This is a genomic window from Roseomonas aerilata DSM 19363 (assembly GCF_000711725.1).
GTDB classification, from domain to species: domain Bacteria; phylum Pseudomonadota; class Alphaproteobacteria; order Acetobacterales; family Acetobacteraceae; genus Roseomonas; species Roseomonas aerilata.
Genome location: NZ_JONP01000015.1, coordinates 13,833 through 36,506, shown reverse-complemented (window position 1 = coordinate 36,506; position 22,674 = coordinate 13,833). Strand labels below are relative to the sequence as shown.

22 protein-coding genes and 1 tRNA gene are annotated in these 22,674 nt (G+C 71.2%); 14 read left to right on the top strand and 9 right to left on the bottom strand.

Going from position 1 to position 22,674, the window contains the following annotated elements:
• Positions 1 to 28 precede the first annotated feature (28 nt).
• Positions 29 to 808, top strand: coding sequence for a sulfite exporter TauE/SafE family protein (locus BO39_RS17530; RefSeq protein WP_052402245.1), 780 nt, complete (start codon positions 29 to 31; stop codon positions 806 to 808).
• On the top strand, positions 805 to 2,562 hold the full coding sequence (locus BO39_RS17525; protein ID WP_043835794.1) for a chloride channel protein: 1,758 nt from the start codon (positions 805 to 807) through the stop codon (positions 2,560 to 2,562). The genes BO39_RS17530 and BO39_RS17525 overlap by 4 nt, the downstream gene beginning before the upstream one ends.
• Positions 2,563 to 2,573: 11 nt before the next feature.
• On the opposite strand, the gene BO39_RS17520 is transcribed toward BO39_RS17525, so the two are convergent.
• From BO39_RS17520 to ssb, 5 genes are all read right to left on the bottom strand, one after another.
• Positions 2,574 to 2,649, bottom strand: a tRNA-Lys gene (locus BO39_RS17520).
• Between the two features lie 63 nt (positions 2,650 to 2,712).
• Positions 2,713 to 3,231 (bottom strand): peptidylprolyl isomerase, encoded by a 519-nt coding sequence (locus BO39_RS17515; RefSeq protein ID WP_420493644.1) that lies wholly within the window; start codon positions 3,229 to 3,231, stop codon positions 2,713 to 2,715.
• A gap of 94 nt (positions 3,232 to 3,325) precedes the next feature.
• On the bottom strand, positions 3,326 to 3,829 hold the full coding sequence (gene coaD, locus BO39_RS17510; RefSeq protein WP_043835791.1) for a pantetheine-phosphate adenylyltransferase: 504 nt from the start codon (positions 3,827 to 3,829) through the stop codon (positions 3,326 to 3,328).
• Complete coding sequence (gyrA, locus tag BO39_RS17505; protein ID WP_408735173.1) at positions 3,822 to 6,512, bottom strand: DNA gyrase subunit A; 2,691 nt, start codon at positions 6,510 to 6,512, stop codon at positions 3,822 to 3,824. The genes coaD and gyrA overlap by 8 nt, the downstream gene beginning before the upstream one ends.
• 124 nt (positions 6,513 to 6,636) lie before the next feature.
• Positions 6,637 to 7,197 carry a single-stranded DNA-binding protein gene (ssb, locus tag BO39_RS17500; RefSeq protein WP_043835789.1) on the bottom strand — a complete coding sequence of 187 codons (561 nt, stop codon included), beginning with the start codon at positions 7,195 to 7,197 and terminating at the stop codon, positions 6,637 to 6,639.
• Positions 7,198 to 7,555: 358 nt separating this feature from the next.
• Between ssb and uvrA the strand changes: the two genes are divergently transcribed.
• Complete coding sequence (gene uvrA / locus BO39_RS17495; protein WP_408735172.1) at positions 7,556 to 10,453, top strand: excinuclease ABC subunit UvrA; 2,898 nt, start codon at positions 7,556 to 7,558, stop codon at positions 10,451 to 10,453.
• A 6-nt stretch (positions 10,454 to 10,459) separates the two neighbouring features.
• Here the strand turns inward: uvrA and BO39_RS17490 are convergent, their stop codons facing one another.
• A complete protein-coding gene (locus BO39_RS17490) occupies positions 10,460 to 11,242 on the bottom strand; it encodes a squalene/phytoene synthase family protein (RefSeq protein WP_043835932.1) in 783 nt (260 codons plus the stop codon).
• 141 nt (positions 11,243 to 11,383) lie between these two features.
• Here BO39_RS17490 and BO39_RS17485 point away from each other — a divergent pair, with 141 nt between their 5' ends.
• Positions 11,384 to 12,019 (top strand): superoxide dismutase, encoded by a 636-nt coding sequence (locus BO39_RS17485; protein ID WP_043835788.1) that lies wholly within the window; start codon positions 11,384 to 11,386, stop codon positions 12,017 to 12,019.
• A gap of 86 nt (positions 12,020 to 12,105) precedes the next feature.
• On the opposite strand, the gene yajC is transcribed toward BO39_RS17485, so the two are convergent.
• The gene (yajC, locus tag BO39_RS17480; protein ID WP_043835785.1) at positions 12,106 to 12,453 is read right to left on the bottom strand and encodes a preprotein translocase subunit YajC; all 348 of its coding nucleotides are present in this window, start codon (positions 12,451 to 12,453) and stop codon (positions 12,106 to 12,108) included.
• A 116-nt stretch (positions 12,454 to 12,569) separates the two neighbouring features.
• Between yajC and BO39_RS17475 the strand changes: the two genes are divergently transcribed.
• Positions 12,570 to 13,421, top strand: a complete 852-nt coding sequence (locus tag BO39_RS17475; protein WP_043835783.1) for an ATP-binding protein — start codon at positions 12,570 to 12,572, stop codon at positions 13,419 to 13,421.
• Positions 13,418 to 14,371, top strand: a complete 954-nt coding sequence (locus tag BO39_RS17470) for an MBL fold hydrolase (RefSeq protein ID WP_043835781.1) — start codon at positions 13,418 to 13,420, stop codon at positions 14,369 to 14,371. Before BO39_RS17475 ends, BO39_RS17470 begins: the two co-directional genes overlap by 4 nt.
• Here the strand turns inward: BO39_RS17470 and BO39_RS17465 are convergent.
• Together BO39_RS17465 and prpB are read right to left on the bottom strand one after the other, a co-directional pair.
• Positions 14,368 to 14,835, bottom strand: a complete 468-nt coding sequence (locus BO39_RS17465; protein ID WP_043835778.1) for a DUF192 domain-containing protein — start codon at positions 14,833 to 14,835, stop codon at positions 14,368 to 14,370. The genes BO39_RS17470 and BO39_RS17465 overlap by 4 nt on opposite strands.
• Positions 14,835 to 15,776, bottom strand: a complete 942-nt coding sequence (gene prpB / locus BO39_RS17460) for a methylisocitrate lyase (protein ID WP_043835776.1) — start codon at positions 15,774 to 15,776, stop codon at positions 14,835 to 14,837. The genes BO39_RS17465 and prpB overlap by 1 nt, the downstream gene beginning before the upstream one ends.
• A 256-nt stretch (positions 15,777 to 16,032) precedes the next feature.
• On the opposite strand from prpB, the gene BO39_RS17455 reads away from it, so the two are divergent.
• The 8 genes from BO39_RS17455 to BO39_RS17420 all read left to right on the top strand — a co-directional run bounded on the left by BO39_RS17455 (position 16,033) and on the right by BO39_RS17420 (position 22,674).
• The gene (locus BO39_RS17455; protein ID WP_043835773.1) at positions 16,033 to 16,803 is read left to right on the top strand and encodes an SRPBCC family protein; all 771 of its coding nucleotides are present in this window, start codon (positions 16,033 to 16,035) and stop codon (positions 16,801 to 16,803) included.
• Positions 16,804 to 16,808: 5 nt separating this feature from the next.
• Positions 16,809 to 17,720: an AAA family ATPase gene (locus tag BO39_RS17450; RefSeq protein ID WP_043835771.1), complete on the top strand. Its 912-nt coding sequence runs from the start codon at positions 16,809 to 16,811 to the stop codon at positions 17,718 to 17,720.
• Positions 17,717 to 18,880, top strand: a complete 1,164-nt coding sequence (locus BO39_RS17445; RefSeq protein WP_043835768.1) for a vWA domain-containing protein — start codon at positions 17,717 to 17,719, stop codon at positions 18,878 to 18,880. The genes BO39_RS17450 and BO39_RS17445 overlap by 4 nt, the downstream gene beginning before the upstream one ends.
• Positions 18,877 to 19,197: an XdhC family protein gene (locus tag BO39_RS17440; RefSeq protein ID WP_043835766.1), complete on the top strand. Its 321-nt coding sequence runs from the start codon at positions 18,877 to 18,879 to the stop codon at positions 19,195 to 19,197. The genes BO39_RS17445 and BO39_RS17440 overlap by 4 nt, the downstream gene beginning before the upstream one ends.
• A complete protein-coding gene (locus BO39_RS17435; protein WP_043835764.1) occupies positions 19,194 to 19,877 on the top strand; it encodes an XdhC family protein in 684 nt (227 codons plus the stop codon). The genes BO39_RS17440 and BO39_RS17435 overlap by 4 nt, the downstream gene beginning before the upstream one ends.
• Positions 19,874 to 21,496: an NTP transferase domain-containing protein gene (locus BO39_RS17430; protein ID WP_043835762.1), complete on the top strand. Its 1,623-nt coding sequence runs from the start codon at positions 19,874 to 19,876 to the stop codon at positions 21,494 to 21,496. The genes BO39_RS17435 and BO39_RS17430 overlap by 4 nt, the downstream gene beginning before the upstream one ends.
• 321 nt (positions 21,497 to 21,817) lie before the next feature.
• On the top strand, positions 21,818 to 22,321 hold the full coding sequence (locus BO39_RS30100; protein ID WP_245615237.1) for a hypothetical protein: 504 nt from the start codon (positions 21,818 to 21,820) through the stop codon (positions 22,319 to 22,321).
• On the top strand, positions 22,318 to 22,674 hold the full coding sequence (locus BO39_RS17420; RefSeq protein WP_043835759.1) for a hypothetical protein: 357 nt from the start codon (positions 22,318 to 22,320) through the stop codon (positions 22,672 to 22,674). Before BO39_RS30100 ends, BO39_RS17420 begins: the two co-directional genes overlap by 4 nt.

The window sequence follows — 22,674 nt, the reverse complement described above, 5'->3', positions numbered from 1 at the left end:
TAGCGCATCGTTCCGCCCGGAGCCGCGCATGCCCGAAAGCCTCATCCCGCCGGACATGCCGTCCCTCGCCACGCTCGGGCCCGTGGTGGTCATCATCGCCCTCTCGGCCCTGTTCCGCGGCTTCACCGGCTTCGGCTTCGCGATCATCGCCGTGCCCCTGCTGAGCCTCGCCTTACCCCCGCTGCTGGCGGTGGCGCTGGCCGCCGGGCTCCAGTTCCTTGGCGGGCTGATGGACTTCCGCGGCGCCGCGCGCACCTGCCACTGGCCCTCGGTTCGCTGGCTCGCGGCGGGGGCGGTGGTTGCCTCGCCCTTCGGCACCCTCCTCCTCGCCTGGCTGCCGGCCGACGCGGCGCGGCTCGTCCTGGCCGCGGCCTGCGGGGTGGCGGTGCTCGCTCTCCTCGTCACGCCCGGGTTCAGAACCCTCCCCGGACACGCCACCACCATCGCCGCCGGGGCGCTGTCCGGCCTCTTTAACGGGATGGCGGCCATGCCCGGCCCGCCGGCCCTCGCCTACTATCTCGCCCTGCCGCTGAAGCCCGTCCAGGTGCGCGCCTCCCTGATGGTCTTCTTCCTCTTCTCGGCTGCCCTTTCCACTGCCAGCCTCGTCCTGATCGGCGCCATGGGGCGGCGGGAGCTGGTGCTGATCCTTGCGGGCATGCCCCTGATGCTCGGGGGGTCGCGCCTGGGCGCCGCCCTCTTTCGCCGGGCCGGCGGTGCGCACCGGAACGTGTCGCTCGCCACACTCGCCCTTGTCGCCCTCCTCACGGCGGCCAAGGGGATGGCGGGTCTGCTCGGGGGCGGGCCATGAGGATCCGCCGGCAGCACCTCACCCAGGGGCTCGGCAGCCTCCGCGCCTGGATCCGGGGCACGGAGCCGGGCCTCGTGGTGCTCGGCGCCGTCGTGGGCATCGCCAGCGGCGCGGTCGCCGCCTCGATGAGCGGCATCGCCCAGGGCCTGCATACCCTGCTCTTCGGTCCGGAGGTCACGCACGGGCTGAGTGCGCTGCGAGACATCGATCCCGACCTCGCCCTGCTGATGCCGGCGGCCGGCGGGCTGCTCCTCGGCCTGATCAATCTCGGCCTCGCCCGCTGGCACCCCCGCGTGCCCGTGGACCCGATTGAGGCGAATGCCCTGCATGGCGGCCGCATGGCCCTGCAGGACGGCGCCGTGGTCGCCGGCCAGAACCTTGTTTCAAATGGCTTTGGTGCCTCGGTCGGCCTTGAGGCGGGCTATACCCAGGTGGCCGGCGCCGTGGCCTCGCGCACCGGCATCCTCTTCGGCCTGCGCCGTGGGGACCTCAGGGTGCTGGTGGGCTGCGGCGCCGCGGGGGCCATCGCGGCGGCCTTTGACGCCCCGCTCACCGGCGCCTTCTACGCGTTCGAGCTGGTGATCGGCACCTATACCATCGCCAGCCTCGCGCCGGTGATTACCAGCGCCGTGGTGGCGACGCTCGTTGCCCGGCTCGTGCACGGCCAGACCTACGTCGTCCAGCCCGGCGGCGTCGCCTCCCCGGGCTGGGACGGCTACGCCCTGGCGCTCTTGCTCGCCCTGATGGCGGCGCTGGCGGCCATCGCGCTCATGCGCGGGGTGAGCCTCGTCGAGGCCGTGCTGAAGCGCGTCGTCCGTCCCTCCTGGCTGCGCCCCGCAGCGGGCGGCCTCGCGGTCGGGCTCCTCGCCCTCCTCTCGCCTGGCGTCCTCTCCGCCGGCCACGGGGCGCTGCACCTTGCCTTCAACACGGAAGGCACGGCGCGGGCGGCCCTTCTGCTCCTCCTGCTGAAGGCCCTCGCCTCGGCGATCTCGCTCGGGGCCGGCTTCCGCGGCGGGCTGTTCTTCGCCTCCCTCCTGCTCGGCGCCCTTCTCGGCAAGGTCGTGGCGGCCGCGATCAACCTCGCGGGCCTCGGCCTGGTCGATCCGCTCCTGCTCGCGGTGGTGGGGATGAGCGCCTTCGGCACTGCCGTTATCGGCGCGCCGCTCGCCATGACCTTCCTCGCGCTCGAGACCACCGGCAACTTCCAGGTGGCCGGCGCCGTGCTCATCGCGGTCGTCGTCACCGGCCTCGCGGTGCGGCGCCTCTTCGGCTACTCCTTCGCCACCTGGCGCTTCCACCTGCGCGGCGAGGGCATCCGCTCCGCCCACGATGTCGGTTGGCTGAGGGAGCTGACGGTCGGGCGCATGATGCGGCGGGATCTCCGCACCATCGCAGCAGACACCCGCATCAGCGCCTTCCGCCGTGACTTCCCCCTCGGCTCCGCCGAGCGCGTCATCGCCCTCGACGAGGCTGGTCGCTACGCCGGCATTGTCCTGGTCGCCGAGGCCCATGCTGCGCCGGATGAGACGGAACCCCTCGCGACGATCCTGCACCATCGCGAGGCCGCGCTGTTGCCTGCCATGAACGCGAAGGAGGCCATGGCCGCCTTCGACGCCGCGGAGGCTGAGGCCATGGCCGTAATCGACGGCGTGGAGAGTCGGCGTGTGCTGGGGCTGCTGACCGCCACCTTCGTTCTCCGCCGCTACGGCGAGGAGCTCGACAAGCGACGGCAGGAGGAAGTGGGCCTCGCATGAAGGCCGTGTCTTGGTGCGCCCGCTGGGGCTCGAACCCAGGACCCCAAGATTAAAAGTCTCGTGCTCTACCGACTGAGCTACAGGCGCGCGCCGCCGCTCCTATGGGAAGCGCGCGCCCCTGCTGTCAAGACAGTGTCAGCAATGCGCCGCTCAGGCCACGCCCGCCGGGCGCATCTTCACGATGCGATCGGGGTTCTGCACCTGGCCGTTGCTGCCGCTGCCACGCTTGATCTTGTCCACGATCTCCATGCCGGAGGTGACGCGCCCCCAGATCGTGTACTGGCCGTCGAGGCTCGGGTAAGGCCCGAACATGATGAAGAACTGGCTGTTCGCGCTGTTCGGGTCGCCCGAGCGCGCCATGCCGCAGGTGCCGCGCAGGAAGCGCGCCTTGGCCGGGGGCGAGAACTCCGCGGGAACATTGGGAAGCTGGCTGCCGCCCGTGCCCGTGCCCGTGGGATCGCCGCCCTGGGCCATGAAGCCCTCGATCACGCGGTGAAAGGGGGTGTTGTCGTAGAAGCCCTGCGCGGAGAGCGTCTTGATGCGCTCCACATGCTTCGGCGCGAGATCCGGCCGCAGCTCGATCGTCACCCGCCCGTCCTTCAGGTCGAGATAGAGGGTGTTGTCGGCATTGGCCTGGGCCTCGGCCTCATTGGTGGTGGCGTCGCTCATCATGGCTCCCGTGGCGGTGGCGATCGAGGTGGCGATCAAGGTCCGGCGCTGCATGGCCTTGGCTTCCCGGATGGTTGGCGTGTTGCCCCGCCGTTCAGGCGGGGCGGACGCGGGCGAGCGTGCGCTCATGCGTCAATTGGGGCACGAAGCTCGAAATGTCTCCCCCCAGGCGCGCGATCTCCTTCACGAAGGAGGAGGAGATGAACTGGTTCGTCTCGCTGGCCATGAGGAAGACGGTTTCGACCCCGTTGTCCAACCGCCGGTTCATGCCGGCCATCTGCACCTCGTAGTCGAAGTCTGAGACCGCGCGCAGGCCGCGCACGATCATCCCGGCCCCGTGCTCGCGCGCGAAGGTGACGAGCAGCCCCGCGAAGGGCACCACCTCGATGGCAGTGCCCGTAGCGGTGGAGATGCTGTCCGTCTCCGCCCGCACCAGCTCCACCCGCTCCTCGATCGGGAAGATCGGGCCCTTGCCGGCGTTCATGGCCACCCCGATCACCAGTCGGTCCAGCAGGCGCGCGGCCCGCTGGATCACGTCGATATGCCCGTTCGTCACAGGGTCGAAGGTGCCGGGATAGACCCCGATCCGCTCAGGCATCGCCGACGACCACCCCGTCATCGACCACCGGGAAGCAGGAGGTCACCGCCTCTCCCTTGTCCAGGCGGAAGAGGGTGACGCCCGCTGCCCCGCGGCCCATCACCCGCACCTGGTCGGCGGGCAGGCGGATCAGGCGGCCGTTGTCGGTCACCAGCATCACGTCATCGCCCTGCCGAACCGGGAAGGTTGCGACCGCCGCGTGGCCCTTGTTACGCCCGAGCGGAATGCTCGAGATGCCCTGCCCGCCGCGCCCGCTACGACGGTACTCATAGGCCGAGGCGCGCTTGCCGAAGCCGGTATCGGTCACGACCAGCAGGATCTCCTCGGCCCGCTCCAGCTCCTCTGTCCGCTCGGCGCTGAGCGCCACCTCCTCGGTGGCCTCCTCGCCTTCCTCAGCAACGGGCGTTGGCTCCTCGGCGCCAGCCTCCCCGGCCGGGTCCCCCACCTGCTCCCCCTGGGCCCGTCGCTTCGCCGCCGCGAGCTTGAGATAGGCCGTCCGCTCGCCCGGCGTCGCCGGCACGTTCCGCAGCACCGAGAGTGCGATCACCGCATCCCCCTTGCCCACGAGCTTGATGCCGCGCACGCCCGTCGAGTCACGCCCGGCGAAGACGCGCAGCACGCCCTCCTCCGCCGTGAAGCGGATGGCGCGGCCGAGGCGCGTCGCCAGCAGGATGTCGTCGCCTTCCCGGCAGGTCTGCACGCCCACCAGGCTGTCGCCCTCGTCGAGCTTCATCGCGATCAGCCCCGCCGCCCGCACGTTGCGGAAGTCGGACAGGCGGTTGCGCCGCACATTGCCGCACTCCGTCGCGAAGACGAGGTGCAGGTTCTCCCACAGGCTCTCGTCCTGCGGCAGCGGCAGCACCGCCGTCACCGTCTCGCCGTCCTGCAGCTGGAGAAGCTGGCGCAGCGAGCGGCCGCGCGCCGTCGGACCTGCCTCCGGCAGCCGCCAGATCTTCTCGCGGAAGGCGATGCCGCGGCTGGTGAAGAACAGCACGTGCTGGTGCGTGTGCGCGTTGAAGCTGCGGATGACGACGTCGTCCTCGCGCGTGCCGGCCGCGCTGCGCCCACGACCGCCCCGGTTCTGCGCGCGGAAGGTCTCGAGCGGCGTGCGCTTGACGTAGCCGTCCCGCGTCATCGTCACGACCATCAGCCCTGGCTCGATCAGGCTCTCGTCGTCCTGGTCCGACACGCCGTCGAGGATGGAGGTCAACCGCGGTACCGCGATCTGCGCCCGCACCTCGGCCAGCTCCTGCGCCATCAACTCCAGCCGCCGCGGGCGGGAGGAGAGGATGTCCAGCAGCTCGCGGATGCTGGCCGCGATCTCGTCCAGCTCCTGGATGATCTTCTCGCGCTCGAGCCCGGTCAGGCGCCGCAGCGTCAGCTCCAGGATGCCGCGCGCCTGCGCCTCGGTGAGGCGCACCGTGTCGCCGGTCACGATGTTGCCGGCATCGTCCACCAGCGCCAGCAGCGCGCCGACGTCGCCCGCCGGCCAGTCGGTCGCCATCAGGGCCTCGCGCGCCGCGGCGGCGTCCGGGCTCGCGCGGATGACGCGAATCACCTCGTCGATATTGGCCACCGCGATGGCCAGGCCGATCAGGATGTGCCCGCGGTCCCGCGCCTTGCTCAGCCGGAAGCGGCTGCGGCGGGTGATCACCTCCTCGCGGAAGCGGATGAACACCTGCAGCGCGTCGCGCAGCCCCATCTGCCGGGGCGTGCCGTCGTCGAGTGCGAGGAAGTTCACGGGGAAGGAGGTCTGCAGGTTCGTGAAGCGGTAGAGCTGGTTCAGCACCACCTCCGCCGTCGCGTCCTTCTTCACCTCAATCACGATCCGCATCCCGTCACGGTCGCTCTCGTCCCGCAGGTCGGAGATGCCCTCGACCTGCTTCGCGCGCGCCAGTTCCGCGATGCGCTCGATCAGCGTCGCCTTGTTCACCTGGTACGGCACCTCGGAGACGACGATCGCCTGCCGCCCGCCGCGCATGTCCTCGATCTCACAGCGCGCGCGCACGGGAATGGAGCCCCGCCCCGTCTCGAAAGCCGCGCGAATGCCGGCGCGCCCGAGGATCAGGCCGCCCGTCGGGAAGTCCGGCCCCGGCATGATCTCCATTAGCCGCTCGAGCGTCACCTCCGGATCGGCGATCATCGCGAGCGTCGCGTCGATCACCTCGCCGGGGTTGTGCGGCGGGATGTTCGTCGCCATCCCGACCGCGATGCCGTTCGAGCCGTTGACGAGAAGATTCGGATAGGCCGCCGGGAGAACGCGCGGCTCCTCCGCGCTCTCGTCGTAGTTGGGCTGGAAATCAACCGTGTCCTCGTCGATCCCCGCCAGCAGCGCCGCAGCGGACTTCGCCAGCCGCGCCTCGGTGTAGCGCATGGCGGCCGCCGGATCGCCGTCCATGCTGCCGAAGTTGCCCTGCCCGTCGATCAGCGGCACGCGCATGGCGAAGGGCTGCGCCATCCGCACCATGGCGTCGTAGATCGCGCTGTCGCCGTGCGGGTGGTACTTACCCATGACGTCGCCGACCACGCGGGCCGACTTCTTGTAGGGCTTGTCGGCCGTGAAGCCGTTCTCGTTCATCGCGAACAGGATGCGCCGGTGCACAGGCTTCAGCCCGTCCCGCGCGTCCGGCAGCGCGCGGGAGACGATCACGCTCATCGCGTAATCGAGGTAGGAGCGGCGCATCTCCGCCTCGATCGTCACCGGCCGCGTCTCGTCCGGGGCCCGCTCGTCGGAGGGGCCGCCGCTCTCGGTATCGCTCACTTATTGGTATCCAGAAAGATCAGAGAGGGATCGCCTGGGGGGGCGCTCAGAAGGGGATGTCGTCGTCGAGGTCGGCCTTCGGCGCGTCCCACCCGCCGCCGCCGGCGCCGCCGCTCCGCGCCGGCTTGGAAGCCCCGCCCGAGGAGCCGCCGCGCCCGCCAAAGCCGCCGCCCGAGGAACCGCCGCCGTAGCCGCCCCCGCGCTCGGCGCGGTCCCCGCCGTAGCCGCCGCCGGCCTCGTCGCCGCCGCCGCCCTGGCCGCGGCCGCCGATCAGCGTCAGCTCGCCCCGGAACTGGCGCAGCACGATCTCGGTGGAGTAGCGGTCCTGCCCGTCCTGGCCCTGGTACTTCCGCGTTTCGATCTGGCCCTCGAGATAGACCTCGCTGCCCTTCTTCAGATAGCGCTCGGCGATCTCACCCAGCTTCTCGTTGAAGATGGCCACCTTGTGCCACTCCGTCCGCTCCTGCTGGTTGCCCTCGCGGTCCTTGTAGCGCTCGCTCGTCGCGACCGTGAGGTTCACGACCTTGCCGCCGTTCTGGAAGTTGCGGACCTCCGGGTCCTTTCCCAGGCGCCCCAGGATGATCGCCTTGTTGACGCTGCCGGCCATTCTACCCACATCCTCGAAAGGCCGGGCGAGCCCGGCCGAAACCTTCTATGGACCCGGCGGCCCGCGCCGCCACCGAATCCTTCAACATTCTCCGCAGCCGCAAAATCCCCTTGGGATTCGCGCACGAGCCGACGAAGCTACCCTCCGGGGGCCGGCGAGGCCACCCCTTAGGGGGTGACAAAGCCGGCCCCCGGAGAGGCCTGGGCAGGGGCGCCCCCCGGCGACCCCTTCCCGTCACCATTATATGGTGGCACATACCCAAGAACACAATGCGAACAGAGGCCCCGTTCCCTTGCCCGACAGCCTGCCCGAGAATGCCTCGAACCTGCCTGGCTCGAACCTGACGGGCGCCAACCGCCTGGCCAAGCGCGGCAGCCTGGAGATCGGCACCGGCGGCCATATCCGCATCCGGGGGGCCCGGCAGCACAACCTCAAGAACATCGACCTCGACCTCCCCAAGGGGACGCTGACGGTCATCACGGGCGTCTCGGGCTCGGGCAAGTCCTCCCTGGCTTTCGATACGATCTACGCCGAGGGCCAGCGCCGTTACGTCGAGAGCCTCTCGGCCTATGCCCGCCAGTTCTTGGAGCTGCAGCAGAAGCCTGACGTGGACAGCATCGAGGGCCTCTCCCCGGCCATCTCGATCGAGCAGAAGACCACCTCCCATAACCCGCGCTCCACAGTGGGCACGGTGACCGAGATCGCGGACTACACTCGCCTCCTCTGGGCGCGCGTCGGCATCCCCTACTCCCCCACCACGGGCCTGCCGATCGAGGCCCAGACCGTCTCCCAGATGGTGGACCGGGTCATGGCCATGCCCGAGGGCACGCGCCTGCTCATCCTCGCCCCCGTCGCCCGCGGTAAGAAGGGCGAGTGGAAGAAGGAGCTGGCCGAGCTCCAGCGCCGCGGCTTCGAGCGGGTGAAGGTGAACGGCGCCCTCCTCCGCATCGACGAGGTGCCGGCGCTGGACAAGAAGAAGAAGCACGATATCGAGGCGGTTGTGGACCGCGTCGTGGTCCGCGAAGGCGCCGCCCAGCGCCTGGCCGACAGCTTCGAGATGGCCCTCGGTCTCTCCGACGGCGTCGTCTACCTCGAAGGCGCCGACACCGGGGAGCGGACCGTCTTCTCCTCCCGCTTCGCCTGCCCGGAGTCCGGCTTCACCATCGAGGAGATCGAGCCCCGCCTATTCTCCTTCAACTCCCCCCAGGGCGCCTGCCCCGCCTGCGACGGCCTCGGCAGCGAGACCTTCTTCGACGCCGCCCTGGTGGTGCCCGACGATGCCAAGTCCATCGCCGAGGGGGCCGTGGCCGCCTGGGCCGGCGGTGCTTCCTCCCCCTACTACGACCAGACGCTCGACAGCCTGGCGCGGCACTTCAAGGTGTCGACGAACACGCCCTGGGCGGACCTCGCCCGCCCCGTGCGGGACGCGATCCTTGAGGGCACGAAGGAGGTCATCACCCTCCGCTACAAGGACGGCCTGCGCGCCTACGAGGTGAAGAAGCCCTTCGAGGGCGTCATCCCCAACCTCGAGCGCCGCCTGCGCGAGACCGACAACCCCTGGATCCGCGAAGACCTCAGCCGCTACCAGTCGCAGCGCCCCTGTCATGTCTGCAAGGGCGCCCGCCTGAAGCCGGAGGCCCTGGCCGTGAAGGTGGCCGGCCTCAACATCGCGGAATCCTCGGACCTCTCCATCCGCAAGGCCATGGAGTGGTTCGCCGGCGTCTACGACCAACTCACGCCGCAGCGCCAGGAGATCGCCCGACGGATTCTGCGCGAGATCAACGACCGCCTGCGCTTCCTCGTGGATGTGGGCCTCGATTACCTCACTCTCGCCCGCGGCAGCGCCACCCTCTCGGGCGGCGAGAGCCAGCGCATCCGCCTTGCCTCCCAGATCGGCAGCGGCCTGACGGGTGTGCTCTACGTGCTGGACGAGCCCTCCATCGGCCTGCACCAGCGCGACAACGAGCGTCTGCTCGGTACCCTCCGCCGCCTCCGCGACATCGGCAACACCGTGCTGGTGGTGGAGCATGACGAGGACGCGATCCGCGCCGCCGACTACCTCGTGGATATCGGCCCCACGGCCGGCAAGGGCGGCGGGAGCATCATCGCCCACGGCACGCCCGCGGAGGTCGCGGCCAACCCGGACAGCATCACCGGCGCCTACATGTCCGGCCGCCGCTCCATCCCTGTGCCGGAGACACGCCGCGCGTCGGATCCCAAGCGCCAGCTCCGCGTGGTCGGCGCCAGCGGCAACAATCTGAAGAACGTCACGGCCTCGCTGCCCATCGGCACCTTCGCCTGCGTCACGGGCGTGTCGGGCGGCGGCAAGTCCACGCTGGTGATCGAGACCCTCTACAAGGCCGCAGCCCGCCGCCTGATGGGGGCCGGCACCGTCCCCGCGCCGCACGAACGGCTGGAGGGGCTGGAGCACCTCGACAAGATCATCGACATCGACCAGTCGCCGATTGGCCGCACGCCCCGCTCGAACCCCGCGACCTATACGGGCCTCTTCGCCCCCATCCGCGACTGGTTCGCTGAGCTCCCGGACAGCCGCGCCCGCGGCTACAAGTCCGGTCGCTTCTCCTTCAACGTGAAGGGCGGCCGCTGCGAGGCCTGCGGCGGCGACGGCCTCCTCAAGATCGAGATGCACTTCCTCCCCGACGTCTACGTCACCTGCGACACCTGCAAGGGCAAGCGCTACAACCGCGAGACGCTGGAGGTGAAGTTCCGCGGCAAGTCCATCTCGGACGTGCTCGACATGACCGTGGACGAGGGGCTGGAGTTCTTCTCCGCCGTCCCGGCCATCCGCGACAAGCTGAAGGTGCTGAGCGAGGTCGGCCTCGGCTACATCCATCTCGGCCAGCAGGCCACCACCCTCTCGGGCGGCGAGGCGCAGCGCATCAAGCTGGCGAAGGAGCTCTCCCGCCGCGCCACCGGCCGCACCCTCTACATCCTCGACGAACCGACCACCGGCCTGCACTTCGAGGACGTGCGCAAGCTGCTGGAGGTGCTGCACGCCCTCGTTGCCCAGGGCAACACGGTCGTGGTCATCGAGCACAACCTAGAGGTCATCAAGACCGCCGACTGGCTGCTCGACATGGGTCCGGAAGGCGGCGACGGCGGCGGCAGGATCGTGGCGGAGGGCACCCCGGAAGAGGTGGCAGCCAACTCGGAGAGCCATACCGGTCGCTTCCTGGCCCCGCTCCTGGCCGGGCGGCCCGTTGCGGCGCCGGCCAAGCGCCGCAAGCGGGCCTGAGGCGCCTCAGGCTCTCCCCCGCCACCCCGCCCAGGTCACGACCAAGCGGTCGCCCAGCCCGCGCGGGCCGGGTTCCGCACCCGGCTGCCAGGCAGGCGAGAGAACATGCCGCAGGTCCCGCCCGGCAAGCACGCCTGGGAGGGCCGCGGCCACCGCGCGAGCAGGAAGCGATGCCAGGCCCCTGCGCCCCGCTTCCAGCAGGTTGAGCCCGTCCCGCGCGAGCGCTCGCGCAGCCTCCGCGGGTTCTGCATGGGGCGGCAGGGGGCCGCGCTTCTGGGCCGCCAGCGCGGCGAGGCTCCGGAGCGTGCCGCCGATCCCGTAGGCCGTGCCGACCTGCCGCAGCCCCGTCATGAAGGCCTCGGCCGCCCCGAGCACCCGTCCCGTCTCTGCGGCCATCACCCCGGCCGTGGCTCGCATCCGCTCCGCCAGCGGCACGGCGTCCTCCCCGACTTCCTCCATCTCGCGCCCCTCCACCATCGCCAGCAGGGCCGCGGGTTCCAGCCGGCCCTCCCGGATGGCCGCGGAAAGGGGCGCTGCTACCTCGTGCCGACGCGGTGAGGCGCCGACGGTGGCCTCCTCTACCACCTCGCGCCACCATTGCAGGCGGATCATCGCCATCATCGGTTCCCGCGCCGCCTCGCGCGCGCGCGCCAGCTCGTGGTTGAAGGCGATAAGGGTGAAGATCGTCTCCCGCTCCGCCGGCGGCGCGAAGAGGGCACAGAGGAAGCGGTCGGGATCGTGCTGCCGGGCGAAGGCGGCGAGGCCCGGAAGGTCAGGGTTTCGGTCCATCGGCGCGAATTGGCCCGCCCGCCCCCCGCTGGCAAGCGCGGCCCGGCCTCCCATGTCTCGCGCCGGCGTGACGCCCCCCTCCCTTGGCCGGGGCGCTCACAAGCGCGACAGTGCGCGCCGACTCACCAAAAGGAGATGCCTATGGCCTTCAGCCTTCCCCCCCTGCCCTATGATCCCGGCGCGCTCGCGGCCCGCGGCATGCAGCAGGAGACGCTGGAGCTGCACCACGGCAAGCACCACCAGGCCTATGTCACGGCGCTCAACGGCCTGATCGAGAGCAAGGGCCTGCAGGGCAAGACGCTTGAGCAGATCGTGGCCGAGGCCGGCAAGGCCGGGGCGGACGGGCTGCCCGTGCTGAACCAGGCCGGCCAGCACTGGAACCACCTTCTGTTCTGGCAGGTGATGTCGCCCCAGGGCGGCGACGACAAGATCCCAGGTGCGCTGGCCTCCAAGATCGAGAGCGATCTCGGCGGGCTCCAGAAGTTCAAGGACGACTTCAAGCAGGCCGGCGTGACGCAGTTCGGCTCGGGCTGGGCCTGGCTGATCCAGGATGCCTCCGGCAAGCTGAAGATCACCAAGACCCCGAACGGCTCCAACCCCATCGCGACCGGCGAGGGCACGCCGCTGCTCGGCGTGGACGTCTGGGAGCACTCCTACTACCTCGACTTCCGCAACCGGCGGCCGGACTACCTCACCAACTGGCTCGACAAGCTCGTGAACTGGGAGTTCGTCGCCTCCCTGCTCGACAAGGGGCTGACCTCCGGCCAGACCGCCTGAGGCCCCCGCCCGAACCACGGGCCGAAAAGACGAAGGGCGCCGCGGGTCCTCCCCGCGGCGCCCTTCGCGCATCGGTGATCCCGCGATCAGACCTTGGCGGGCGCCGCATCGTTGGCGGCCTGCGGGCGGATCACGCTACCGATCGTCGTCCGCACGATGGTCACGCGCACGTTGGGGGCGATCTCGGCCTCGATCTCGTCCGAGCCCTCCTTCACGTTCGTGATCTTGGCGACCATGCCGCCGCCCGTGACCACGCGGTCCCCGCGCTTCAGCTGGGTGAGCATGTCGCGGTGCTCCTTCATCTTCTTCTGCTGGGGGCGGATGAGGATGAAGTAGAAGACGCCGAAGATGAGCAGCAGCGGCGCGAACTGCATCAGCATGCCGGCGGCGCCGCCAGCGGCCGCGTCCTGCGCGAAGGCCGGGGAGATGAACATGGGGCTGGGCTTCCGTCCGGGCGTTGTGGGTGCGAAGAGGGGCGGAAACTAGCCGCCCGCCCCCCCGCGTCAAGCGCGCCGGGAGCGCCCCGCCCGGAAACACCCCAGGAAGCCCGATGGAAGAAGCCCTCCTCACCCGCATCGCGGAGGCGCTGGAGCGCATGGCCCCCCCGCCCGCGCCCCAGGCCCGGCTCGTCGGCGCGGATGCCTTCATCTGGCACCCCACGCCTCGCCCGCGCCTCGCGCCCGTGCGCCGGGTCTCCGCGGTGGACATCTCCCTGCTCCAGGGGGTGGAGCAGCAGAAGCGCCTTCTCCTGGAGAACACGCTCCGCTTCGCCCGCGGCCTGCCTGCCAACAACGCCATGCTCTGGGGCGCCCGCGGCATGGGCAAGTCCTCGCTCGTGAAGGCCGCCCATGCCCAGGCGAACGAGGAGATCAAGGGCAGCCTCGCGCTGATCGAGATCGCGCGGGAGGACATCTCCACCCTGCCCGAGCTGCTGGAGATCCTGCGCGAGCAGCCGCGCCGCGTGCTGGTGTTCTGCGACGACCTCTCCTTCGAGCGCGAGGATGCCGACTACAAGGCCCTGAAGTCGGTGCTCGATGGCGGCATCGCCGGGCGGCCGGAGAACGTGGTCTTCTACGCCACCTCCAACCGCCGCCACCTGATGCCCCGCGACATGATCGAGAATGAGCAGCAGCGCGCTATCCACGCGAGCGAATCGGTGGAGGAGAAGGTCTCCCTCTCCGACCGCTTCGGCCTCTGGATCGGCTTCCACAACTGCGACCAGCCGACCTATTTCGCGATGGTCGAGGGCTACGCGAAGGCGCTGGGCCTGCCGATCGAGACGGAGGCGCTGCTGGCGCGCGCGAAGGAGTGGACGATCACCCGCGGCTCCCGCTCCGGCCGGGTCGCCTGGCAGTTCGCCCTCGACATGGCCGGCGAGCTGGGCGTGAAGGTGAAGGCTTGAGCCGCGCGCCCGCCCGGCGGGACGCCGAGGGGCGCTTCCTCAACCCCGACGGCGGACCCTCCGGCCAGCCGCTCGGCCAGGTCTGGCGCATGATGCGGGAAGGCTCCGGCACCCCCTGGCCGCGGGAGGTGCGCGACCCGCCGCAGCCGCCCGCTGCCGAGCCCCCGCCCGGCCACGCGGCCGTCACCTTCGTCGGCCACTCGACGTTCCTCATCCGTATCGCCGGCGGCCCTACCCTGCTGACTGATCCCGTCTGGTCCGAGCGGTGCAGCCCCTTCACCTTCCTCGGGCCCCGCCGCGCCCGCGCCCCAGGCCTCGCGCTGGAGGCCCTGCCGCCGTTGGACGCCGTGCTCGTCTCGCACAACCACTACGACCACATGGATGTCGCGACCCTCCGCAAGCTTCGCGGGCCGCGGATCATCACCGGCCTCGACAACGCCCCCATCCTCGCGCGCAACAGCATCCCCGGCGCGGAGGAACTGGACTGGTGGGGGGAGGCGCAGGTTGGCGCCGCGACGGTCATCTATATTCCCGCCCGCCACTTCTCCGCCCGCGGCATCCGCGACCGCGGTCACTCACTCTGGGGCGGCTTCGCCATCCGCACACCGGCGGGCTCGATCCTTTTCGCAGGGGATACGGCCTATGGCGGGCACCTCGCCGAGGTCGGCACTGAACTCGGCCCCTTCGGCATCGGCCTCATCCCCATCGGCGCCTACGAGCCCCGCTGGTTCATGCGCGCCGTCCACATGAACCCGGAGGAGGCGGTGCGAGCCCGAGCGGACCTGCAGGTCCGAACGGCCGTCGCCATGCATTTCGGGACCTTCAAGCTGACGCAGGAAGGAATCGAGGAGCCGCCCCGGGCGCTGGCCGCCGCGCGCGAGGCCGCCGGACTGGATGCCGGCGACTTCGTCGTGCCGCGCTTCGGGGAAACCCTCCTCCTGCCGCTCTAGCGCGCGGTCCCGAAGATGCGCTGCTCGACCTTGTCGCCCACACGGATGTCAAGCCGCTCGGCCGTGCCCGCCGCCAGCTCCAGCGTCGCCCGCACCGGCCCGTTGGAGCTGACCGTGGCAAGGCTGCGCGGCACCGTGCGCTCGGCAATGCGCAAGATCGTACCGTTCTGGGTAATGAACACCATGTCGAGGGAGGCGATGGTGTTGCGCATCCACATGCTGCTCTCGCGCGGCTGGCCCCAGTCGAAGAGCATCCCCTCGTTCGGCCCGACCGTGGGCCGGAACATCAGCCCCACCGTCTGCTGCTGCGGGTCCAGCGCCATCTCCACCTGGAACTCGTGGCGCTTCCCGTCGCGCGTGACGATCACCAGCGGTTCCGTCGGCAGCTTTGGCTGGGGCCCATCCTGCGCCAGCGCCGCGGCGGGAGAGAGGGCGAGGAGGCCCAGCAGGGACCGGCGCAGCATCAGCGGGCGGCCCCCTCGGACTCGCGCTGAGGCATCCCCTCGGGGATCACGGTCTTCACCAGCGTCGCGTCCAGGGCCTCGTACTCGTGGTAGCGGATCGTCTGGTAGAGTTCGGCGCGGGTCTGCATCCGGTCCACCATGCGGTGCGTGCCGCCGTCACGGTTGATGGCGGCGTAGAGTTCCTCCATCGCCTTGTTGGCGACCCGCAGGGCAGAGACCGGCCAGATCACCATCGCGTAACCCATCTCCTCGAACTCGCGGTCCGTGAAGAAGGGCGTGCGGCCGAACTCGGTCATGTTGGCCAGCAGCTTCACGCCGGGCATGCGGCGGGCGAACTCGCGGAACATCTCGGCGGTCACCAGAGCCTCCGGGAAGATCGCGTCGGCGCCGGCCTCGATGTAGAGCTTCGCCCGCGCGACTGCCCCGTCCATCCCCTCGCTCGCGGCGGCATCCGTGCGGGCGATGACGTAGAGGTGGCGCCGCGCCTTGCGGGCGGCGGCGACCTTGGCGGCCATGTCGTGGGGATCAGCGAGCTTCTTGTCGTTGAGGTGGCCGCACTTCTTCGGCAGAAGCTGGTCCTCGAGATGAACGGCTGCCGCCCCCGCCTCCTCGAAGGCGCGGACCATGTGCATGACGTTCAGCGCCTCGCCGTAGCCGGTGTCGCCGTCCACCAGCACCGGCAGGGCGGAGGCGCGGGCCACCTGGCGGATGTACCAGCAGACATCGTCCACCGTGATCATCCCCAGGTCCGGCAGGCCCATATTGGCCGACATGGCGGCGCCGGACATGTAGAGCGCCTCGAACCCGGCACCCTTGGCCAGCAGGGCTGCCATGCCCGTATGCGCGCCGGGCAGGCGGAGGATGCCAGGGCGCTCCAGCAGGGCGCGGAAGCGGGCGCCGGCCGGCGCCTCCGGCAGGTCTTCACCAATCACGTAGGGCATCCGCACCTCCCGGAATGGGGCCGCCGGCCCGGCCCCTCGCCCGTCGCGGCGCGGGGGCCGCCTGGCGGCACCTTTGTCACGAGGAAGGCTATCATCGGCCCTTCGAGCCGGCCAGACGCGCGGCCGCAGGGCCGCCCCGCCCCGCTCAAATGGCTGGCCGCTTCTCCCCCGGGGCCTTTCCCCGCGCCCGCTCTGCCCCTAGCTTGCGCGGCGACGGAGCACGTCGACAACGCATGGCAGACACGGAGCACGCCTGATGGACATGACGGGGAGCCGCCTGATCGAGGCGCCGCGGCAGCGCGTCTGGGAGGCGCTGAACGACCCCTCCGTCCTCCAGGCCTCCATTCCCGGCTGTGAGTCGGTGGAGCGCACCGGGGACGACAGCTTCGCGGCCAAGGTGGCCGTCCGCATCGGCCCCATGTCCGCCAAGTTCGGTGGCAAGGTGACGCTGACGAACATCCGTCCGCCCGAGGGCTACACCATCACCGGCGAGGGCTCCGGCGGCGCCATGGGCTTCGCCCGCGGAGGCGCGGACGTGTCGCTGGTCGAGGAAGGCCCTTCCACCACCACGCTGAACTACGCCGTGAAGGCGCAGGTCGGCGGCAAGATGGCCCAGCTCGGCGCCCGGCTGGTGGACAGCACGGCCCGCCAGATGGCCGACCAGTTCTTCGACCGCTTCGCGGCGCAGCTTGCGCCCGCCCCCGCCGTTGAACCCCTCGACGAGGTAATTCCCGGCACCCAGACCGGCGTGAGCCACCTGGCCACGCCCTCGGCTGCCACCGCCCATACGACCGCAACGGGGAACATGGCCAGCACCGACACCGTCCCGACCATTCCGCGCCCGGACGGCGCTCCGATCGCGGTCGGCCGCACCGCGACCGCGGCCCTGCGCCCGGCCAATGCCAAGCGCAGCATCTGGGAGACGCTGGACGCCATCCCGCGCGAGCCGATGGGCCTGCCCATCACGCTCTGGATCGGGGGCGCCATCTTCCTCGGCATCCTGATGCTGCTCTTCGTGCTCGGCTGAGCGGCTTGGCCGAGAGCAGCGCGCCGCCCCTTCCCGCCAGCGTCGCCGCGACCCAGGCGCTGCTGGAGGCCGGCGGCTACGTCGCGGACAGAGCACTGGCCACCACGGTCCACCTCGCCCTCACCATGGGCCGCCCCCTCCTGCTGGAGGGGGAGCCCGGCACCGGCAAGACCGAGATCGCCAAGGTGCTGGCGGCCCAGCTTCCGCGCCGCCTGGTGCGGCTGCAGTGCCACGACGGGATGGACCTCTCCTCCGCCGCCTATGAGTGGAACCATGCCCGCCAGCTGATGGCGATCCGCCTGGCCGAGAGCGCGGGGGTGTCGGAGCGGCAGGGGCTGGAGCGCGGCCTTTACGACCGCCGCTTCCTCGAGGCCCGGCCGTTGCTGCAAGCGATCGAGGGCAGCCCCGCCCTGTTGCTGATCGACGAGTTGGACCGCGCGGACGAGCCCTTCGAGGCCTTCCTGCTCGAGATCCTGGCTGATTTCCAGCTGACGGTGCCGGAACTGGGCACCATCCGCGCCGAAACGCCGCCCGTGGTGGTCATCACCTCCAACCGCACGCGGGAGGTGCACGACGCCATCCGGCGCCGCTGCCTCTACCACTGGGTGGATTACCCGGATGCGGGACGGGAGCGCGCCATCCTCGCCCGCCGGGCGCCCGAAGTGCCGGCCGCGCTCTCGGCTCAGGTGGTCGCCTTTGCCCAGGGGCTGCGCGGGGACGAGTTCTTCAAGCCGCCCGGGGTCGCCGAGACCATCGACTGGGCGCGCGCCCTGACCGCGCTCGACAAGCGCGAGCTGGAGCCCGCCACGGCCGAGGCCACGCTCGGCGTGCTGCTGAAGTACCAGGACGACATCGCCCGCCTGCGCGGCGCCGAGCTGGCCCGCCGCGTGGAGGAGGCCCACGAGGCCGGCTCTTGAGCGAGGGGGCCCTCGCGCCGAACCTCATCGCCTTTGGCCGGGTGCTGCGCCGCGCCGGGGTCCCGGTCGGCCCCGCGGAGACGCTCGGCGCGGCCGAAGCCCTGGGCCACGTACCCCTGGCCGACCGCGCTGCCTTCCGCGCGGCGCTACGGGCAACGATGATCCACCGGCGCGAGCATTTCGAGGTGTTCGACGCCGCCTTCGACCTCTTCTGGCGCAACCCCGAGGCGCCGCTCGGCGCCTTTAACCCGGACGAGCCGCCGCCCGAGAGCCTTCCCCCCGCCGCCCGGCGCGTCTCGGACGCCATGCCCGGCGCGTCGCCCCCCGCCCCGCCCGCGGCCGAGCCCGAGACCCGGGAGGGCGCGGCCCTGGCCGTCAGCGAGCGCGAGCGGCTGGCCCGGCTCGACTTCGAATCCATGACGGCCGAGGAACTGGCCGAGGCCAAGCGCGAGATTCGCCGCCTCGTCCTGCCGCTGGCCGAGCGCCCCACCCGCCGCTTCCGCCCGGACCCAAGCGGCCCGCGGACGGACCTTCGGGCCACGATCCGCGCCTCCATGCGGATGGGCGGGGAGATCGCCTCCATCTCCCGCCGCCGCCGCGTGACCCAGCCACCGCCACTCGTGCTGCTCTGCGACGTCTCGGGAAGCATGGCGCATTACGCGCAGATCCTGCTGCATTTCCTCCACGCGGTCGCGAACCACCGGGCGCGTGTCCACAGTTTCGTCTTCGGCACGCGGCTGACGAACATCACGCGGGCGCTGCGGAACCGGGACCCGGAGGTGGCCTTCCAGGCCGTCTCCCACATCCTGCCCGACTGGTCGGGCGGCACCCGCATCGGGGAGGCGCTGGACCGCTTCAACCGCCTCTGGGCCCGGCGTGTCCTCGGCCAGGGCGCGGTCGTGCTGCTCATCACCGATGGCCTCGACCGCGGCGGGGCGGAAGGGCTTTCCGAAGCTGCCGAGCGCCTCTCCCATTCCTGCCGCCGCTTGATCTGGCTGAACCCGTTGCTCCGCTATGCCGGGTTCCAGCCCCGCGCCGCCGGCATAAGGGCCCTCCTCCCCCACGTGCACGAGCATCGCCAAGTGCATAACCTGAACAGCCTTAGGGCCCTGGTCGCCACCCTCTCGGCACCCGCGCCCAACAGAGGAGGATCGGCATGAGCGGCAGCGAGGACATCCTGGAGACCGCTCGCGCCTGGCGGGCCGAGGGCGAGCGCGTGGCGTTGGCGACCGTCGTCGAGACCTGGGGCTCCTCGCCCCGCCCCGCCGGCTCCCGCCTGGCGGTGACGGGGACGGGACGGCTTGCGGGCTCGGTCTCGGGCGGCTGCATCGAGGGCGCGGTCGCGGACGTGGCCAAGCAGGTCATGGAGACCGGCGCGCCGCAGTTGCTCGACTTCGGCATCACCGACGAGCGCGCCTGGGAGGTGGGCCTGGCCTGCGGCGGCAAGCTGAAGGTCTTCGTGGAACCGCTGACGTGACGCCGGAAACCCTCGAAACCCTTCAGGCCGCCCGCGCCGCCCGCCGCCCGGTCGCGCTGCTGACGCGGCTGCCGGACGGCGCCCAGCGCCTGCACCCCGATGAGGCGCTGCCGCCAGCCCTGGCCGAAGCCGCGGAGGCCGCGCTGCGGGACGACCGCGCGGGGCCGGTGACGGCCGAGGGGGAGAGTTGGTTCATCCAGCCCCAGACCCCGCCGCCGCGCCTGATAGTGGTCGGCGCGGTGCACGTCGCCCAGGCGCTGGTGCCGATGGCGGCCGCGGTGGGGCTGGCGGTGACGGTCGTGGACCCCCGCCGCGCCTTCGCGACGGAGGAGCGTTTCGCCGGCGACGTGACGCTGGTGGACGACTGGCCCGACGACGCCCTGCTGGCGCTCCGCCCGGACCTTCGCACGGCCATCGTGACCCTCACCCATGACCCCAAGCTGGACGACCCCGCGCTGGACGTGGCCCTAAAGTCGGAGGCCTTCTACATCGGCGCCCTCGGCAGCCGCCGCACTCACGCGAAGCGGGTCGCGCGGCTGACCGAGCTCGGCCACGGCGAGGAGGCCATCTCCCGCATCCGCGCACCCGTCGGGCTCGACATCGGCGCGGTCACCGCACCCGAGATCGCGCTCTCGGTCATCGCCCAGGTGGTCGCGGCTCGCCGGGGCAAGCTCGCGTGATCTTCGGCCCCACCCTGCTGGAGGAGGCGCGCGGCGCCATCCTCGCCCATACGCTCCGCCTGCCCGCCCGGGTGCTGAAGAAGGGCACGGTGCTGGACGCCGAGGCCATCGAGGCTCTGCGTGCCGCCGGCCACGCGGAGGTGGTTGCCGCGCGGCTCGAGCCCGGCGACGTGCCGGAGAACGAGGCCGCCGACCGCATGGCGGAGGCCGTGCTGCGCCCCCTCATCGCCCGCACGCGGGCCGCGACCGGGCGGGTGAACTTGCTGGCCGAGACCGCGGGGCTGCTACGGGTGGATGCCCCGATGGTGGACCGCCTGAACGCCCTCGACGAGAGTCTGACGCTGGCCACCCTGCCCGACAATTCGGTCGTGCAGCCGAAGGACATGCTGGCGACGCTGAAGGTGATCCCCTTCGCCGCCCCCGCCGGCGCGCTGCAGGTGGCCGAGGCCATGCTGCGCGGCGCCCCTGCCATGACCCTTCACCCCTTCCGCCCGCTCCGCGTCGGCCTCGTCGCGAGCGAGCTGCCAGGGATGAAGGAGAAGGTGATCGAGAATGGCATCGAGGCCACGCGCACCCGCGTTGAGGCCCTTGCCGGCAGCCTTCTCCCCGCTGAACGCTGCGCGCACGAGACCGGGGCCATCGCCGCGGCCCTCTCGCGGCTCCGCACCGCCGGGGCCGAGATGTTCCTCGTGCTCGGCGCCTCCGCCGTGGTGGACCGGCGAGACGTGGCACCAGCCGCCATCATCCGGGCTGGCGGCACGATCGAGCATTTCGGCATGCCGGTCGATCCCGGTAACCTCCTCTGCCTCGGCCGCATCGGCGAGGCGCCGGCCATGGTCCTGCCGGGCTGTGCCCGCAGCCCGAAGGTGAACGGCTTCGACTGGGTGCTCGAACGCCTCTTCGCCGGCGTGCCCGTTGCGCCGCGCGACATCATGCGCATGGGCGTCGGCGGTCTGCTGAAGGAGATCGAGACCCGCCCTCTGCCGCGCGGCGACGCGCCGGCCCAGCCCCGAACCCTCGCGCCCCGCCGCCCGCGCCGCGTCGCCGCCCTCGTCCTCGCCGCCGGTCGCTCCCGCCGCATGGCGCCGCTGAACAAGCTGATGGTGCCGGACCGGCAGGGGCGCGCCATGATCGCGCGCGTCGTCGAGAACGCGCTGGCCAGCCGCGCCCGCCCCGTCATGGTTGTGACCGGCCACGAGCGCCAGCGGGTGGAGGAAGTGCTTGCCGGCCGCCCCGTGCTGATGACCCATGCTGAGGATTACGCGGAGGGCCTCTCCGCCTCCCTCAAGGCCGGCATCGCCGCCCTGCCGGAGGACGTGGAGGGCGTGCTCGTCCTCCTCGGGGACATGCCGCTCGTCTCCCCGGCCATGCTCGACCGCCTTCTCGGCGCCTTCGACCCTGAGGAAGGGCGCGCCATCATCCAGCCGACCTTCCGCGGAAAGCAGGGCAACCCGGTCCTCTGGGGCCGGGAGTTCTTCGCCGAAATCCTCGCCATCACCGGCGACGTGGGCGCCCGCTTCCTGACGGGACGGCACGGCGATCGTCTTTTCAACGTTGAGATGGCTGACGACGGCGTGCTCCGCGACTTCGATACGCAGGATACGCTGAAGGATTTCTAGACCTCTCGTTCGACGGCGCTGGTGACTCCGGGGAGAGGAAGAAGGAATTCTTCCTCTCCCCGGCCCCCTCACCATCATCTTTCTCTCTAAGTTTAAGTGACTGAACGGCCGGTCCGCCTCGGGCCATGGACCCGAGGCGACTGCACGCGCGGAAAGGGCACCCGCAACAGGAACCCGCCCTAATCACCATATCCGCGACAGCCAGAAGGGGATTCAAAGCCCTCAGACCCTTGGCGGGTGAAGTCCGGAAAGGGCGGAGCCCTCTCCGGAGCCAGCAGCAACCGGCCCGAACCCCGTCAAGCCCTGACCTTCCGCGCGGGAGTGCCCATCTCCGTCGCGATCATGCCGACCGCCTATGCCATTCCCTTCGCGCCGGAGGCGACGCCTGCCGTTGCCCCGCGCTCGCTTCTCTCTGCCTGGGACGCCGCCCGCGACGCGGCCTCTGCCGCCTTGGAGGGTCCACCCCGCGCCTTCCGCTTCGCCGGCGATCCGTCGCTGGACCTGCTGCTGGAGGATCGCGACGCCTGCTGCTGGGCGGAGGCGCTGGACCGCCGGATCGGGCTGGACCACGTCCAGGGCATCGCGGTCCTGCTGCGTCTCCTGGCCCTGCTGGAGGTGATGGGGCGCGCCCCCTGGATGCGCGGGTTGTTCGACATCGGGCGCGACGGAACGGTGCTGCACCCCGACCTTCTGCGCGCCGCGGCGACGCAGCCCCTGGACGGCGCGGCCCGCTTCGATGAAGACGGGTTGCGGCATCGCCTGGCCCGGCCGAGCTTGCCGCTACCACGCCCGCCGAACGCCGCCACCGGAGCTTCGCCCCCATGAAACGCCCCCTTTCCGCGCTGCTCCCGGCCCTTGCCCTGCTGGCGGCCTGCAGCGGACCTCTACCCTCCGGGCTGTCCTCCTCGGCGCCGTCGGCGAGCCGTTCCGGGGAGCGCGGCGCGGTGGCGGCGGCCTGCCGCAGCCAGGCCGAGCGCGTGGTGAACTACCGCGACCGCGGCCAGACCATGCGGGCGGACGACTACAACGCGCGGATCGGCACCACTTCCTATCTCGGGCCGCAGGTGATGACCGACCAGATCGCGCAGGTCTATGAGCGTGACCGGATCGCGGCTGACTGCGTGCGCAGCGCGGAACCGCCGCGCACCGCGCCGAGCGGGGGCCTTTCGGGGCGCTGA